Raw genomic sequence first — 16,639 nt, forward strand, 5'->3', positions numbered from 1 at the left:
GACATATTGTCCCCTCCAAAATCGACTAACTGGAAATCTCCCTTTCTATATATAACAGTCATTTTCGAACAATTTGTACTTTATTTCCCAAGAAATAATGCCATTCGACAAATAATTAGCGGAAATTTCGATAAAAAAATTCACACTGCTTATTAGGGCAATGTGAATTTTCATATAACTTATTTATTTTTACGCTCGTTTGCGTATTCTGCTGCTGCCGTAAATACAATATCCGAAGAAGAGTTTAGTGCTGTTTCACAAGAATCTTGGATTACACCGATAATAAAGCCAATCGCAACCACTTGCATGGCGATATCATCTGAAATACCTAATATGCTACATGCTAATGGGATTAATAGCAATGAACCGCCAGCTACGCCAGAAGCACCTGCTGCCGAAACAGCGGATAATACCATTAAAACAACAGCCGTAAAGAAATCTATTTCAGTCCCTAATGTATGGGCTGCTGCCATCGTTAAAATTGAAATTGTGATTGCTGCGCCAGCCATATTTATCGTTGCCCCTAGAGGAATCGATACTGCATACGTGTCTTTATTAAGCTTCAATTTTTCAGCCAATGCCATATTTACTGGAATATTTGCTGCCGAGCTTCGCGTGAAAAATGCAGTAATACCACTCTCTTTTAATGAAGTTAACACTAATGGATAAGGATTCCGACGTGCCACGACAAATACGATGAGCGGGTTCACGACTAATGCTACAAAAAACATTGTAGCAACTAATATTACAATTAAACGACCATATTCTGCTAATGCAGAAATACCCGTTGTTGAAATTGCTTCAAATACAACACCCATGATACCAATTGGTGCTAAACTAATTACCCATTGAACAATTTTCGTTATAGCATCGGATAGGTTTGTAATCATCGCTTTCGTGGAGTCATTTGCTCCTTTTAAAGCAATACCTAATACAACGGCCCAGGCTAAAATGCCAAGATAATTCGCATTTAACAATGCACTAACCGGGTTCGTAACGATGTTAAATAGTAACGTTTCTAACACTTCTAAAATGCCGCTTGGTGGTGTGACATCTTGTGCAGCCGTTTTTAATGTTAATGTTGTCGGGAAAATATAGCTTACAACTACCGCCACAAAGCCTGCCAAGAACGTTGCTACTGCATATAGAAGTAAAACCGTTTTCATATTGGTAGCCTTGCCTTTTACATGTGAAGCAATCGCATTAATAACTAACACAAATACAAGTACGGGTGCTACTGCCTTTAAAGCTGAAATAAACAAAGTACCAAGAATCGTAATGCCGCTTACGGTTTCTGGAATTGTTAATGCTAAAACAACACCGATGACAATACCGATAATAATGCGGTTTACTAAATTAATACTATTCCATTTGTTGAACAAATTCATCATGATTTCCTCCGCAATTCTAAGTTGTTACAAGCTTCTAGTCTGAAGCGAAGCAGTTGAAACTTAATATTAGAATGAAAACAAGTTTCATACCGATTTGAAGTTTCACGTTTATTACACTTCTGTTTTCTATTTTTGCTATATAACAATAATAGCTTGTGTTCTCTATTAACACAACTGTATTTTCAAGGAGGACAAAAATATCAATAACAACACTCTCTTTAAATCCCCTCAAAATAAGGGTTTTACGCAACCAACTACCTCTAAATACGAATAAAAATTTATTTAATTCGTCCTAAATTCCTCAATACACGTACAATAAAACATTCGAACGATGTTATGTTCGTGTTACTTTAAAGAAAATGGATGCTAACACTTGTTGGAATAACATCCCAAAAACAACTGGCATCGCTACTTTAGAGGGAAAATATGTCGTTGCAATAACAACGCCTACCGCAATATTACGCATCCCACCATTAAAAATAAATGTCGCTTGATCAGCCTTTGATTTTAAAAACAGCTTTCCAAGTGCTAGTGCCAGAATATAACCTGACACCGCAACGAATAACACAGTCCCAATAACAAGTGCTAGCTCAGCATTTATATTTTTTACATATGGTGCAATGGCGCTACTATTAATCATAATAATGCCAAACAAACATAGTTTTGAAATCAATGCAAACGGCTGATTATAACGCTTTTGCAGCTCCCCTTTGGTCCATTCATTGATAAACATTCCGACAAACGACGGCAGAACAATCATCAAAATTAAATCAATAATGAGCGCTGCTGTCTCTATATGAATTGTCTCACCAACAACGATGTGTAAAAGTAACGGCATTAATATTGGAGCTAGTAACGTATCTATTAAGATAATCGCCAAACATAAGGGTAAATTTCCCTTACTAATTGTTACCCAAATTACACTTGTAACACCTGTTGGAACTGCTACTGATAATATAAAACCAATCGTTAATAAATAATCATCGAAAATAAGCTCAGCTATTGTGTACGCCCATAATGGCATTAAAATATGTAAAAATGCTATGACAAATAAAATCGTTTTTGGGTACATTTTAAATACTTTAATGTCACGAAATTTCAAACTCAAACTACTAATAAACGTCATAACTGCAAATAATATTGGAACTAAAAATAAAAAATTACTACCTATTTGTTCAAGTATCACGCCAATCACTAAACTTAGAGGCGTTAATATCGGCATATAGCGTTGAATAAATTGATTAAGTTGTTGAACCATGACTTTTCCCTCGTTTCTTACCACTTTCGTCTCCATGTCATTTCAAGGACATCGAATACAATATTATCTTACCTCCACTTAAAAATATCACTTTTTCATTATCTATTTTAGATTTATTTATACTAGAAAGAGGCAGTCCCTACTCTTTTCTCTTCATCCTTCCTTGAGAATCCAACTTTATTACTACCCAAAAAACGTCTATCCCCTCACTAACCCCGATTATAACTCAACCAATAAACTAATATTTTTCCAATTTAATTACTTTCATTTTATTTTTTAACTCAATTTTAACCTTCTTCTTTTACCTTAATAACTAATAGGAAAATAAATAGGAGTGTGTTAAAATGCAACAAAATACTACCATGCCAATGGATTTTAGCTCGTCTATTCTAAATTGATTACATTTCATGTCAACTCTCTACAAGATTTGTTCAGTAAATTTTCCGATTTTTTAATCAATAATGATGAACAGCACATGCGTCGCTATTATGAAAATTTGAAGCAGCACTATCATCAAAATGAATGGTTTAGTCATATCTATTTACCAGTTTTTCATGCATTTCGTGTAATGGATAACTATGAAATGGTTCCCCACCCCTATTACCAACTAAATGAAATACAATTAGCGTCATTGATGTCACAATATTTATGTAAGACACACGGAAAACCTCAACTAATCACTGACTTACAACGATTTAATAAAACAGGAGCATTATTTTCAACTCAATAAAGGAGCTGTTGCCAATGATTACCGAAACGAACTTATTACATCCACTACTGCTACGAAAATACGTTGAACATTTCGAACGCACAATGTTAGTACAGCCGATAGAGCATATTTTATCTGAACAACAGGCACTAGAATTACTTGTGCAGCTTCAACAAAAAACAAAAAATAATCCATGGCTTTTTCAGCCAGTTGGTATTACAAATTTTCAACAGCAGTATGCGATTGTTTATGAAGACTTTTTGGGACAATCATTACAACAGTATCAACAGCAGCACCAGCTATCATTACATGAAATTATTCAAATTGCACTGGAGCTGACAAACGCATGTATTAGCTTTCATCAACAAGGTGAAACGATTGAGTATTTTTCACCTCGTTTGATTGCGATTCAGCCTAAACGCCATAAAATTAAATTAGTTGCACCAATGACTGCAAAACGAGCTGTTACTAATATGCACGCTCACAATATACAAGAAGCCGTTTATAATGCACCAGAACAAACGGGTCGAGTTGTTGCAGAAATCGACGAACGTACAGACCTTTACATTTTAGGTACGATACTTTTTGAGCTCATTACAAAAAAGCCACTATTTCAAGCAGACAATATTGGCGATGCGCTCTTTTTTGTATTAACGAAAACCCCCGACGAACATTTACTTGAAGAGCATTGTCAGCTAAAAATATTACAAGACATCACGTTAAAGCTATTGCGAAAAGATAAAGTAGAGCGTTACCAATCGGCAATAGGCCTACGTCATGATTTACATAAGGCAATGGATTTACTAATACAGCATCAATTCAATGCATATTTTGCTCTTGGCGAACAAGATTTGCCTCTACTACCGATGTTTTCATCAAAATTATATGGCCGAGAAAGCGAGCAAATCGTTTTACAACAGGCCTATAACAAGGCAAAAGCCGGCAACAAGGAAATCGTTTTTATTAAAGGGATTTCAGGAATTGGAAAATCATTCCTCGCTAAATCTTTAATGAAGCAAATTATTAATGATCACAACTATTTTTTAGAAAGTAAATTTGAACAATTACAAGAACAGCACTCATTTCAGCCAATTGTCGAACCTTTACGTAAATTACTACAACAAATTTATTTAGAGGGTGAACAGTCCATTGAAAGCTTTCAAATAAAAATGCACGAAATGGAATTAATACTTACTGACAGTTTAATTCTACTCATCCCTGAGCTTGAATGGTTTATTAATGAAGAGTTTCGCATCGTGCAAGAAAGCAAGCAGTATACACTTCAATTAAACGCAATTATTTTTGCTTCAATCGAAAAAATACTGCATATTTTTGCGCTCCTAAAAAAAACACTTGTCATCTTTATTGATGATATGCAATGGGCTGAAACCGAGGTAATTCAAATTTTAGAACAAATCTACAACCAGTATGAAGGTGGTCATTTACTAATAATTATTGCGAGTCGTGACGAAATCTGCCATGCAAACAATGAACTACTACTATGGCAAAAAGAATTATCTGCTTTTAGTGCTATTCAAGTTCATTTACTTTCCCAAAACCATATTTTTTCAATCGTTAGTGATGCTTTAAAATCTCAATGTGAAACCGCCCATATCGTAGCACAACGTATTTTCCAAATGACTCAAGGAAACCCCCTTTTCGTCCACGAAGTATTAAGGATTTTTATTAAAGACAAAACGGTTTTCTATCATTTAGAAAAAGGGCTCTGGGAATATGATGTAGAAAAACTTTACCAAAATATAGGAAACACAGACTTATTTAGCTTTATAGAAAGTCGCATGAATATGCTTTCGGAAGCGTCATTATCTTTGTTACAAATTGCGTCTTGCTTCGGACATAATTTTGACTTCGAACTTTTATTAAAATTAGTAAATGCACCTTACTATGAAATACTATCTAATTTAGAAGAGTTGATTTCAAATGGCTTTATTCAAGCACTTGATACACTCTTGGATTTTAAACATGAATCGATTATTGAAAATAGCCAGCAGTTAAATGCGATGAAGTTTCAATTTGTGCATGACCGTATTCAACAAGCTGCCTATGAAATGCTGCCTCATGATGTGCGTTTAAAAACGCATTTTTCTATAAGTCAGTTATTACAACGTGAAGATGTTCGTGAAAATCAATTGCAAGCTCTTGTTCGTCAGCTAAATCAATGTATGGAGTTACTTTCTGCTACAGAACATCAGCAATTAGCTCTTTGGAACTACGAACTTGGCATTAAAGCGAAAAATGCTGGTCTTTATAGTAATGCGCGTCTATATTTCAATCAAAGTTTACGATTTTTACCAGAGGAAAAATGGATTTCAATGCGCGAAGAAACGATTCAAATCTATATGGACATTGGAGAATGTGAATATTTAGTAGGAAATTATGAGCAGTCGAAAAATTATATTTTTGAGGCGTTATCTCATGCGAAATCAAAACTTGAAAAATTAAAAATTTATCGTTTAATGTCGCTCATTTTTATTGAAGAAGAAAATTCAGAGCTCGTTCTAAATGCAGGATTACAAGCAATGGAACTGTGTAATCTTAACATTAAGATTGAACCAAAAACTTGGGAAGTTGCAAAAGAATTTATTCTTGTAAAAATGGCGCTACGTAACAAAACTAATGAACAGCTACTGAACCTGAAGCCGATTGAGAACGAAGAAATCGATGTTGTCATCCAAATTATGATTAACATCGTAAGTAACTCATTCCGTATTAGTCAAAACTTAACAGGTTTAATTTTACTACGCTTGATGCGATTACAATTGCAATACGGTGCACCAACTGAGAGTGCCATTGTCTTTATTAATTATTCTTTATTACTCATTTCAGGTTCAAATGACGTTAAAGAAGCATTACGTTATGGCAAATTGGCGGTATCAATGGCGGAAGAAACTGAAAATACATATATTAAATCTCGTGTCTATTTTATATATAGTATTTTCTTAAATCATTGGGAAAATGATTTTGAGACGAGTATACGATATATGAGAAATGTTCAACAAAATATGGAACAACTAGGTCTATATTACAACGTTACTGCTATGTCATGTTTTTTATGCAGTGCAAAGTTGCTTGATGGACGTTCCTTAGAGGAAATTTCTGAGGAATTAAGCTTGCAACAAAATCTTTATGGAAAATACCCGAGTGTTTTAGCGGTTGATTTTTTAGAAGAATTTAAGTATTGGGTTCGTGTTCTAAAATCACCTAGTGCGGAGCTTATTTGGAATTCACATATTACTTTAAAAAATGATGAAGCTGTATTGGTAATGCATTACACGCTGCGCCTTCGTATGGCTTATTTATTTAAAAATGAAACGCAAATTAAATCGTTGCTTCAAGATTTAGCAAAACAAAGTGAAGAAGTCTATTCATTACCAACAACACCGATTTATCATTTTTTCCGTACACTTTGTTATTTTGACTTTTTACAAGGTCGTCAATCACATAGTTTTTCGAAAAATGTATTTCGTAAAGAAATCGCGGCTAGCTTGCGCCATTTTAAACATTGGTCAAAACATGCACCGCACCAATATGAGCATATTTATATGACTTTAGTAGCCGAAGAGTATGCCTATAAAAAGCAATACAAAAAAGCAACTCAAGCTTACAATGAAGCACTTCAGCTTGCAGAAATATATCAGTTTTGCCATGATGCAGCAGTCATTCATGAACGAATGGCTTTACTTTATATGAATCAACTAGAAACCACGAAGGCAACTTATCATATTACTCAAGGTATCGAAAAACTTCGAGAATGGGGAGCAACAACGATAGCAAATAATTGGGAACAGGACTATTCAGATTATATTACAACACGTGTAGTCAAATCATTGCCCATCCTTTCCTACGATATGATTAATTTATTTGATGCAACGCATTTGTTGGCAAATGAAGATTTTAATATAGAACAATTATTGCAACAAATGTTAAAAACGATGTTAAAACAGGCAAATGCCACTTCTGGATACTTTGTTCGCTATATAAACCAGCAATATTCTATTTTAGCAAACGCGACAAGCAATCAACAGCCCATCCCTATTTCATTACCTGCACAACTTACAGAGCCTTCGATGAAAATTATATTCGATTATGTTCTGCAACTTGGGGAAGTTTTTGTGATCGGTAACTTAGAGAAAGACCCTTCCTATAAACATATGAAGCGCTCAACAAAATCTGTATTATGTATGCCAATCAAATACAAAGGGAAAATTCAGGCCTTTTTATATTTAGAAAATCAATTATTAGTTAATGCCTTTAGCAATGTACAGTTGGAATTATTACGCCTTATTGCTACACAAATGGCCGTCTCACTAGAAAATCTGGAAATTTACAATGAGCTTGAAAATCGTGTAAAAGAACGAACAGCAACACTCGATCAAATGAACGTTTCACTAAAGGAAGTCAATGAACGCCTAGCGATCAATGAGCAAGAACGTAAGAAATTATTACAAAGTATTTCGCATGAATTGCGTTCTCCATTAACATCAACATTAGGTTATATCGAATCCATTTTGGACGGGGTTGTCAACGAAAAGGAACAGCAAATGTACTATTTACGACGTAGCCATGACCGTTTAATTTCACTTAATCGGCTAATTCAAGATTTATTTGAGCTAGCAAAATTAGAAGCCGGGCGCATGGACTTTACTTTTAATACGCTAACAGTGCAGGAATTTTTCGAGCACTTTGCATATCGTTTTGAATCGAATGTATTAGAGGCGAATTTAGCTTACTCCGCTTCAGGAAATTTAGAGCCAAACTCCTACGTAAATGTGGATTTACTAAGAGTGGAACAAGTGATTTCAAACTTAGTTTCAAACGCCATAAAATATACGGAAAAAGGACGTGTCGCGCTCAAAATGTCGATAGAAGAAGAGGAGCTCGTTTGTATAATTGAAGATAGTGGTATCGGGATTCCTGAACATGAATTACCATTTATTTTCGATAGTTATTTCCGCGCTTCTAATTCAAATATATTGAATTCGCACGGCATCGGCCTTGCTATTTGCAAGGAAATCATTTCACAGCATAATGGAAAAATCTATGCGGATAGTAATGACATGGGTTCGCGCTTTTACTTTACAATGCCAATACAGCATTAATTTTTGAATTGCTTACAATCTCCTATGCCTTTGAATAGGAAATCATGCATATTCTATGTTATTTTTATGATATGGCATTTAAGGAGGCGTTTGTTGTGTCACTTTCTAAAAGTGGTTACTTAACATTATTTGTCGGCATTATTTTATTAGTTGTTTCGATTTTTTTCACAAGTGGTTGGGGTTTAACAGCTTGGATGATCTTATTTATCGTTAGCCTTATCCTTTGTACAGTGGGAATCATTATGCTAATCATTCAATTAATGCGCCAAATAAAAGAAGACAAAGCACGAAAACTACAATAAAAATAGGAGCAGATAAAAAAATTAGATTTTTATCTGCCTCCTTTTTATAAACGTTCCAGCCATTCTTGCATTTTCTTTTTTGTGTATTCTTGTTCATAATCGTACCACGGATTTATAATTCCTAAGCTGTTCGCTGTTTCTTGAAATGCACGAAACGGTTTACGACCATTTAATGCTTGAAATAATTTTTCTTCGAGTTCTCCTTCATACTGATTCGAAAAATCAACCATTACTTCATACATTTCACGCGACTCTTTATATGGTACTAGCTCCAAATTTTCATCGTCTTCCCAATCATTGTTCAACATTTCTAACACATCGACCTCTTTTGTCATACGATTGTAGACAAATCGAAAATCCTGTGCCCCGTTTAAAAATGCGTCTGCTAAATGCTCTAATAATTTCATCATCATCACCCATTATAGTTTACAAAAAATATAGCTCGACTTGTCGAATAGATTTATACGACAAAAACAATCAATTCTAGTGGACTGATTTCCACAATGAGCGCTAAAGCCTACCCTAAAAACCTGTTCTTTCCACTATCATCAGCACGGAAGTTTTATCTCTGAGTGGCTTCTCGGACAATATTTTTACTTGTCTTCTTTTATTGAAATAATTTTTACCGCGTCTTCATAGTGGATACGTACCGTTTTTCGTGCAAGTATCGATGATCGTGCCTTTACCGGAACAACTTTTTTCTCGCCATTATGTTCGATTTCTACTAAAAAACATTTCGCACCACACTGCATAATAACCACTCTCCTTCCATCATTATAATTTCCTAAAATAGTTTACGCGAATAATATACAAAAATGATCGAATGTAAAAACAGCTAATGGTACACTGATACTAAACTAACAACTGTCAATTGAGGTGAATACGAATGAATAAACGAAAACGTGCGCTTTGGGGCTTTATTATTGGCGATGCATATGGTGTGCCGATGGAATTTATGGAGCGTGATACATTTAAAGTAGATGATATGATTGGTTACGGTTGCTGGGATGTACCAGCAGGAACGTGGTCAGACGATAGCGCGATGACACTTATTACAATCGAACATCTAATACATGATACATCTATTGCAGATTTAAAACAGGCCTTTTGTGATTGGGCATTTCGTGGCTACTGGACTCATAATGATGAACCTTCATTTGATGTTGGTTTAACGATTTCAGAAGTTCTAAATCGTTGGGAGAAAAACGGGCCTTTTGAACAGGCGAAAACCGATGAAAAAAGCAATGGAAATGGGGCATTAATGCGTATTTTACCAATTGCTTTATATAGTTATAAGCGTAGTATCGAGGAACGCTATGTGAAAGATTATGCTACGTTAACACATGGCCATATTCGTTCGACGCTTTGTTGTATGCATTATACATATGTAGTACATCATTTAATGGATGGTATGACGGTTGCACAAAGCCTTGAGAATGCAAACAAGCAATTACTCCCCTTATTAAATTATTATCCAAATGAAAAACCACATTTTGAGCGTATTTTTTCAATCAATGAGTTAACACGCGATGATATTAATAGTAACGGCTATGTCATCCACACACTCGAAGCAGTATATTGGAGTATGCTCAATAGTTCAAGTTACTATGATACTATTTTCAATGCCGTTCACCTAGGAAGTGATACCGATACGGTTGCTGCGATTGCTGGTGGAATTGCTGGCATCTACTATGACGAGTTAAATGTACCTGAGGATTGGATGGAGTTAATTCCAAAACGCGATGAAATTAACAAATTGTTAGATCGGTTTGTAAAAGTAATTTTTTAAATATAAAGTGAAAGTAAATCGTGGCAAAGTTGCAATATTTCAAAATTAAAACAGTCCCCCAAATTTTTTCGGGGGACTACTTCTTTTATGTTGTGGCAATCATACCATCATCTTCATCTTCAATTTCACCAACGATTTCGGTTAAAATATCTTCCATTGTTACTAAGCCAATTGTGACACCTTTTTCATTTGTTACAATTGCCATATGATTACGCGTTTGCTGCATTTTTTTGAGTACGTCTTTAATCGCTTTATACTCTTTATAACGCGGGATTTCACGAATGAATGTTTCAATTGTTCCTTCACGCCCTGCAGCAATATCCGTTAACATTTCCTTCGTATTAATAAATCCAACGAAGGCTGCTGTATTATTACTACGGTCAATAACTGGATAACGCGTATATTCATATTCATCAATTACCGCAAGCGTCTGTTCAAGCGTAAATGATTTTTCTAGCGTAATCATTTCACTGCGTGGAATCATGACTTCTTTAAGCTTACGTGAGTCAAATTCAAAAATATTTTCTAAATACGCAAGCTCGGTTTGGTTAATTTCTCCACCCTCATAGCTTTGCGTCACAATCATTTTTAATTCTTCCTCTGAATACACCGTATCATGTCCAGCCGGTTTTACGCCAAAGCCTTTTAAAAGTAAACGTGCCGAACCATTTAATACCGAAATAAATGGTGCCGTCACTTTACCGAACCAATATAGTGGTGGTGCAAGCAGTAGCGTCATTTTTTCCGCATATTGAATTGCTAATGTTTTTGGCATTAACTCACCAAGTACTACGTGTAAAAACGTTACAACTGATAATGCAATAACATATGATAATGCAGTCGCGACCGCTGCTGGAACATTGAAGTGTTCAAATACTGGGTGCAGCATTTTTTCAACGGTTGGCTCACCAAGCGCACCAAGAATTAATGCCGTAATCGTAATGCCAAGCTGACAAGCCGATAAATAATAATCTAGGTTTTCTGTTACTTTTTTAGCGGTAATTGCTTTTTTATTCCCCTCTGATATTAGCTGATCGATACGTGACATACGTACCTTTAAAATCGAAAACTCCGCTCCTACGAAAAACGCAGTTAACGCGATGAAAAGGGCTACTAATAGTAAATTAATAATGATTATACTGTCCAATTAACTCCCCCACTTTGAGGGACTCACCTCCGAGAAAACTATTGTTTAAATTCGTATTGTTTTAAAATGACTTCTTTAATTTGTAAGTGATCCATATCGCCAATTACCCAAGCATGGTCATCATATTTGAGTGTATCCCCTATTTGTAGGTCCTCTCCGTTTTTCACAGTATCGATATTCATATGCTGAATCCAGCCACCGATTGTATCAATATCTTCACTATTCTCGAATTCAAAGCCGAAGCGGTCCTCTAGCTCTACAAGTAATACACGTGCACTAATTGTATATTCATTTATACCAGTTTTTCGAATTTCGTCTACTTCATCTTCATCGAATTCATCCCGAATTTCACCAACGATTTCTTCTAACACATCCTCCATTGTAAGAACGCCTGCAGTTCCACCAAATTCATCTAACACTACCGTCATATGCATTTTTACTTGCTGCATTTTAAGCAGGGCATCTTGAATTGGCGTTGCTTCCATTACATATGGGATGTTACGCAAGAATTGCTCTAACGTAAATTCACGTTTTGAAACGATATAGCTTAATAATTTATTGGCATTGACTACACCGATAATATTATCTTTGTCATTGTTTTCTACGATTGGATAACGCGTGTAGTTATGTTCATCTAAAATCGCGATAATTTGCTCGGCATTCATGTTTTTATCAAGTGTCACAAGGTCCGTACGTGGTACCATAATATCCTTGGCCATACGCTCATCAAACGAGAATACATTTTCTAAATAGGCAAGTTCTTGCTGGTCAATTTGGCCACCTTGGAAGCTTTGCGCCATAATAATTTTCAACTCTTCTTCGGAGTATGCTTGATCTTCACTTGCTGATTTTACGCCAACTACTTTTAATAATAAGCGTGACGTACCATTTAATGCTTGAATGAATGGATACATTACCTTACCAAAATAGTAAAGTGGTGGTGCTAATAATAACGTCAATTTTTCTGAAAACTGAATCGCTAACGTTTTCGGAGCCATTTCCCCGATAACAACGTGTAGGTAGCTGACAATTGCTAGTGCAATAACGTAAGACATTGCCGAAGCTACGACATCCGACACATTAAAATAATCGAATACCGGTAATAACAATTGCTTTATGTAAGGCTTAGTAAATGCCCCTAAACCAATCGCAGTTATTGTAATACCTAATTGACAGGCAGATAAATAGTAATCTAAATCACTTACAACCTTTTTGGCGATGACCGCCTTTTTGTTACCTTTTGTAATCAACTGGTCAATGCGTGATTTACGGATTTTTACGACCGCAAATTCTGCCGCCACGAAAAATCCTGTTAACCCTAAAAAGATGATTAATAAAATAATGTTTACAATGGTGTTTATGTCCAATTACTTCCCTCGTCTAGAGGGATTCACCTCCAAAATTTTAGATAGTTACTACATATTCCCCTTTACCAATACGATTCATTCTCTTAAAGTGCGAAAAATATGTAAAAAATTCATAAGCTCCTATAAAGTATTACGTGATACTTATTAAAAAGTTTCAATATTTATAATAGATTACTAAAACTGAAACGTTACGGTTTTTTAGTGAGTATATAGTGTTGTTGCTTTCGATGCAAATCTGAGCATAAAAAAAGGAACTGTCCAAAAAGTTTTAACTTTTTGGACAGTTCAAATCTCGTGTAGTAATCATCCGCTTTAGGCGGTGCTTCTGCGGTGGTCAGAATAGGAACGAATGCTAAAATCGTCACATCGTGTGACAACGCATTCATGACCAGCTTCGTGCTGGCCTCCATCCTCGGCGCAAAGGGAAATGTCCTAGAAATACTTCTAGGACATTTCCCTTTGATACCAATACTAATCCACTTCTGTTGAGGATTTAATAATATTTCCGTTATACAATTGAACTTTTTCATAATCCTTTTTATCCACTTGTAATACGAATGTATGAGGCACACCTTCTGAATCACAATTTTCGCCTTTGGTATCAAGTAGTTGAACCGCTAAATAATTGTTATAGTCATAGGCGCCGTCTACCGCAATACCACAGCTATCTGAATATGTGACAATAAAAATAGCCATATATTTTTCAGTATCAATATCAAAGCCCTGTACATTAAAACGCGCCTTTAATTCCTCTAACTGTCCTGCCGTTTCTGCATAAGCTATATGTGGTACAAGCGATTCATAAACCGATGCAATTTTTTCTTCATATTTTACAATTTCAAATGGTACAGATTGATTTTCAGTAAACAACGGACCTCTGTCCTCTTTACCACCACAACCTGCTAATAATAACATCGCTAGTAATAATACATACTTTTTCATATAAATATTCCCTTCTGTTTGCTAACTCTATCCTCTGTGATTTTAGTCAATTTCCAATCGTTTATCAAATTTCTACTTATACATATTAAAATTTCCCTTTTCACTTAGCCACAAAGTCGAACATCTTAACAAAATGGATTGTAATTAATGCGCCTCTATACATATCTGACCTTATGAAGATTGTGTTAGACTTGGGAATTACAAGGCTATCCTTCGAGCGTTAGAATATTAAGAAAATTTTATATTTTTAAATACTTTTTTGAGATTTTTTGGTATTATATTTTTATTCAAATGACAGAGAGGTTAATATGGATGCCTTTAAATTATAGTAGTTATCAAGAAATCGATCCGTTTTATATGACTTTATTTGATCGTCTTTGGGAGCAATATTCTCCGGAGTTACCCCCACTTCCTACCGATATTCAAAATGAAAACAATACAAAAGCCGCGGTGTTCAATATATGGGTTAACTACTATCAGGTAAAAGAATACTTATTCATTAAATTTGAGAAAAATTTTTTACATGCATATGATGAACATTTTGCAAACCGCTTGAAAATTTCCACGCCAGACCAATTACAAACAATATTACAATCTTATCGCACCAAACACCATCATGCATTTTTATATTGCTATTTTCTAGTTTTACATGCATTTAATGAATTGACCATTTTTGTAAATCAACACGAAGAAATCAACCCTCCAATGCTGAAGAAATATAATTACTATTATTTAACCGATACAGATTATGAACCACACGACGAGGTATTTCGAATTATGAAGATTCTAACTTTCGAATTTCTACAAGTACATTTAACTGTACAAAAATGCGAAAGAATGCATTTTTTTGCTTACAACGATATACAACCGTATTTAAAAGGATGTTAGTAGGTTCTATTGCCTAATAGCAACTTTTTTATTGTAGAACTGTATAAATTACTTAATCATTAATAAGTTCCACTCTATCCCCAATTTCTTTTATGTTTAAAAAAGAAAAAAACAGCGAACACCCAATTTCGGGTGTTCGCATTATTCATTATTTCAATACTTTTCGTAAGTAATCAATTTCTATGTCTCTCACTTCATGCCCACTATCAACGAGTTTAAACGTTGTATTTGGGAAATGTTGTTCAAGTTGCTTACTTAATTTCATCGTATCTCCTGGAATCGCCAGTGTATCCATTGAACCAGCAGTGATATAAATTTGAACATTGCTTCCACCTTCAAACGTATAACCTAAATTAGCTGGATGCATTAGCACGATACAATCAGCAATTTCTGGCGCCTTTTCTAGAATACCTAAAATAAAGTTTGCCCCATTCGAATAGCCTAAAAATGTTATCTTCTCTGTATTCGTTGGTTTAATATGGTGCCAAGTCGTAAGGAATTCTTCAACACGCTCATTGAAATCAGTGCGTATGAGCTTTCCATTCTCTAAAGGGGAAAAAAAGCGTCTGCTTTCTCTTGAACCGACATTACCAATTAATGATAAGATATTAGCATTTGGCTCAATATCCCCTGCGATTTGTAATAGGCTAAATTCGTTGCCTCCCGTTCCATGAAAAAGTACAATCCATTCATTTAACGGACCATCTATGCTAAAATAATCCACAATTACATCTCTCCCTATATTATTTTTAAGGATGTGCGACAATTGACAAGTCCAATTATTCACCACGTTTCTGTCATTAACCGCGACAGTAAACAATCATTTGAGTTTTATCATAAATTACTTGGCATGGATTTTCTATTAAAAACTGTCAATCAAGACGATATGGAAATGTATCATTTGTTTTTCGGTGATACAACAGGGCGCCCTGGTACCGAATTTAGCGTATTTGAAATGAAAAATGGTCCGCAAAAAACTTATGGTACCAACGCATTAGAGCGTACAATTTTTGCGGTGCCAAGTGAAGAATCATTAATATTTTGGGAAGCTCGCCTAAATACGCACGGCGTGTTTAACTGCGAAATCGAAGAATATAATGGTAGCAAAATTTTACGTTTTGAAGATCATGACGGTGTGCTACTCGGACTTACCCCTGTCACGATGCGTGAAGATGAGCAATACTATCCCTATATAACTGCGGATATCCCAGTAGAGCATGCTATTTTTGGTATTCATTCGGTGCATTGCAGAGTGCGTTTTGCCAAGGCGACAGCCGTATCATTCGAAGAAATATTCGGCTTAAAACAAATTACAACGTTTGAAGAAAATGGCTATCACGTTACAGTGTTAGGCACAGATAATGTACTATTCGAACAACAGTTGCATTTGTATGAGGACCGTACTCGAAACTTAGAGCAAATGGGCATCGGTGCAATTCAACATATTGCACTCAATGCAAAAGATAATCATACTTTATTGGAAATTGAAGAATCAATTTTAGAAAAAAACTTTCACTATTCGGGTATTAAAAATCGTGAATTCTTTCAATCGCTTTATTACCGCGAACCAAATAATTTATTAATCGAAGTAGCAACAGAACAAACAAATTTCAAAAAGGCTGTAATGAAAACGGATCAATTAGATGATATCGAACTATACTTACCACCATTTTTAGAACAGCGCCGTAGTTTTATTGAAAGCACAATTCGTTAACGACTAAGAAAA

General features: G+C 35.1%; 14 protein-coding genes. 6 read left to right on the plus strand and 8 right to left on the minus strand.

The features are described from left to right. Positions 1-179: 179 nt before the first annotated feature. Together sstT and O7776_RS15580 are read right to left on the minus strand one after the other, a co-directional pair. A complete protein-coding gene (gene sstT, locus O7776_RS15575; protein ID WP_274307880.1) occupies positions 180-1,391 on the minus strand; it encodes a serine/threonine transporter SstT in 1,212 nt (403 codons plus the stop codon). A gap of 334 nt (positions 1,392-1,725) precedes the next feature. After that, positions 1,726-2,649, minus strand: a complete 924-nt coding sequence (locus tag O7776_RS15580) for a bile acid:sodium symporter family protein (RefSeq protein WP_274307881.1) — start codon at positions 2,647-2,649, stop codon at positions 1,726-1,728. Positions 2,650-3,124: 475 nt separating this feature from the next. Here O7776_RS15580 and O7776_RS15585 point away from each other — a divergent pair, with 475 nt between their 5' ends. The 3 genes from O7776_RS15585 (at position 3,125) to O7776_RS15595 (ending at position 8,780) form a co-directional block, all read left to right on the plus strand. Continuing rightward, positions 3,125-3,379 (plus strand): hypothetical protein, encoded by a 255-nt coding sequence (locus O7776_RS15585; protein ID WP_274307882.1) that lies wholly within the window; start codon positions 3,125-3,127, stop codon positions 3,377-3,379. A 14-nt stretch (positions 3,380-3,393) separates the two neighbouring features. Beyond that, positions 3,394-8,478: a sensor histidine kinase gene (locus O7776_RS15590; RefSeq protein ID WP_274307883.1), complete on the plus strand. Its 5,085-nt coding sequence runs from the start codon at positions 3,394-3,396 to the stop codon at positions 8,476-8,478. Positions 8,479-8,573: 95 nt separating this feature from the next. Continuing rightward, positions 8,574-8,780 (plus strand): hypothetical protein, encoded by a 207-nt coding sequence (locus tag O7776_RS15595; protein WP_274307884.1) that lies wholly within the window; start codon positions 8,574-8,576, stop codon positions 8,778-8,780. Between the two features lie 44 nt (positions 8,781-8,824). On the opposite strand, the gene O7776_RS15600 is transcribed toward O7776_RS15595, so the two are convergent. Next, complete coding sequence (locus O7776_RS15600; RefSeq protein ID WP_274307885.1) at positions 8,825-9,187, minus strand: UPF0158 family protein; 363 nt, start codon at positions 9,185-9,187, stop codon at positions 8,825-8,827. 186 nt (positions 9,188-9,373) lie between these two features. Beyond that, the gene (locus O7776_RS15605) at positions 9,374-9,532 is read right to left on the minus strand and encodes a hypothetical protein (RefSeq protein ID WP_274307886.1); all 159 of its coding nucleotides are present in this window, start codon (positions 9,530-9,532) and stop codon (positions 9,374-9,376) included. Between the two features lie 134 nt (positions 9,533-9,666). On the opposite strand from O7776_RS15605, the gene O7776_RS15610 reads away from it, so the two are divergent. After that, positions 9,667-10,569, plus strand: a complete 903-nt coding sequence (locus O7776_RS15610) for an ADP-ribosylglycohydrolase family protein (protein ID WP_274307887.1) — start codon at positions 9,667-9,669, stop codon at positions 10,567-10,569. Positions 10,570-10,654: 85 nt separating this feature from the next. Here O7776_RS15610 and O7776_RS15615 read toward each other — a convergent pair whose 3' ends face one another. The 3 genes from O7776_RS15615 to O7776_RS15625 form a co-directional block, all read right to left on the minus strand. Beyond that, on the minus strand, positions 10,655-11,716 hold the full coding sequence (locus tag O7776_RS15615) for a hemolysin family protein (RefSeq protein WP_274307888.1): 1,062 nt from the start codon (positions 11,714-11,716) through the stop codon (positions 10,655-10,657). 38 nt (positions 11,717-11,754) lie between these two features. After that, the gene (locus O7776_RS15620) at positions 11,755-13,083 is read right to left on the minus strand and encodes a hemolysin family protein (protein WP_274307889.1); all 1,329 of its coding nucleotides are present in this window, start codon (positions 13,081-13,083) and stop codon (positions 11,755-11,757) included. 471 nt (positions 13,084-13,554) lie between these two features. Further along, positions 13,555-14,025: a Fe-S oxidoreductase gene (locus O7776_RS15625; protein WP_274307890.1), complete on the minus strand. Its 471-nt coding sequence runs from the start codon at positions 14,023-14,025 to the stop codon at positions 13,555-13,557. A gap of 312 nt (positions 14,026-14,337) precedes the next feature. Here O7776_RS15625 and O7776_RS15630 point away from each other — a divergent pair, with 312 nt between their 5' ends. Continuing rightward, the gene (locus O7776_RS15630; RefSeq protein ID WP_274307891.1) at positions 14,338-14,913 is read left to right on the plus strand and encodes a hypothetical protein; all 576 of its coding nucleotides are present in this window, start codon (positions 14,338-14,340) and stop codon (positions 14,911-14,913) included. Positions 14,914-15,061: 148 nt separating this feature from the next. On the opposite strand, the gene O7776_RS15635 is transcribed toward O7776_RS15630, so the two are convergent. Continuing rightward, on the minus strand, positions 15,062-15,637 hold the full coding sequence (locus O7776_RS15635; RefSeq protein ID WP_274307892.1) for an alpha/beta hydrolase: 576 nt from the start codon (positions 15,635-15,637) through the stop codon (positions 15,062-15,064). 42 nt (positions 15,638-15,679) lie between these two features. Here O7776_RS15635 and O7776_RS15640 point away from each other — a divergent pair, with 42 nt between their 5' ends. Then, the gene (locus O7776_RS15640; protein WP_274307893.1) at positions 15,680-16,627 is read left to right on the plus strand and encodes a VOC family protein; all 948 of its coding nucleotides are present in this window, start codon (positions 15,680-15,682) and stop codon (positions 16,625-16,627) included. Positions 16,628-16,639: the final 12 nt, after the last annotated feature.

The sequence above is a fragment of the Solibacillus daqui genome (genome assembly GCF_028747805.1).
In the GTDB taxonomy this organism is placed as follows: Bacteria; Bacillota; Bacilli; order Bacillales_A; family Planococcaceae; genus Solibacillus; species Solibacillus daqui.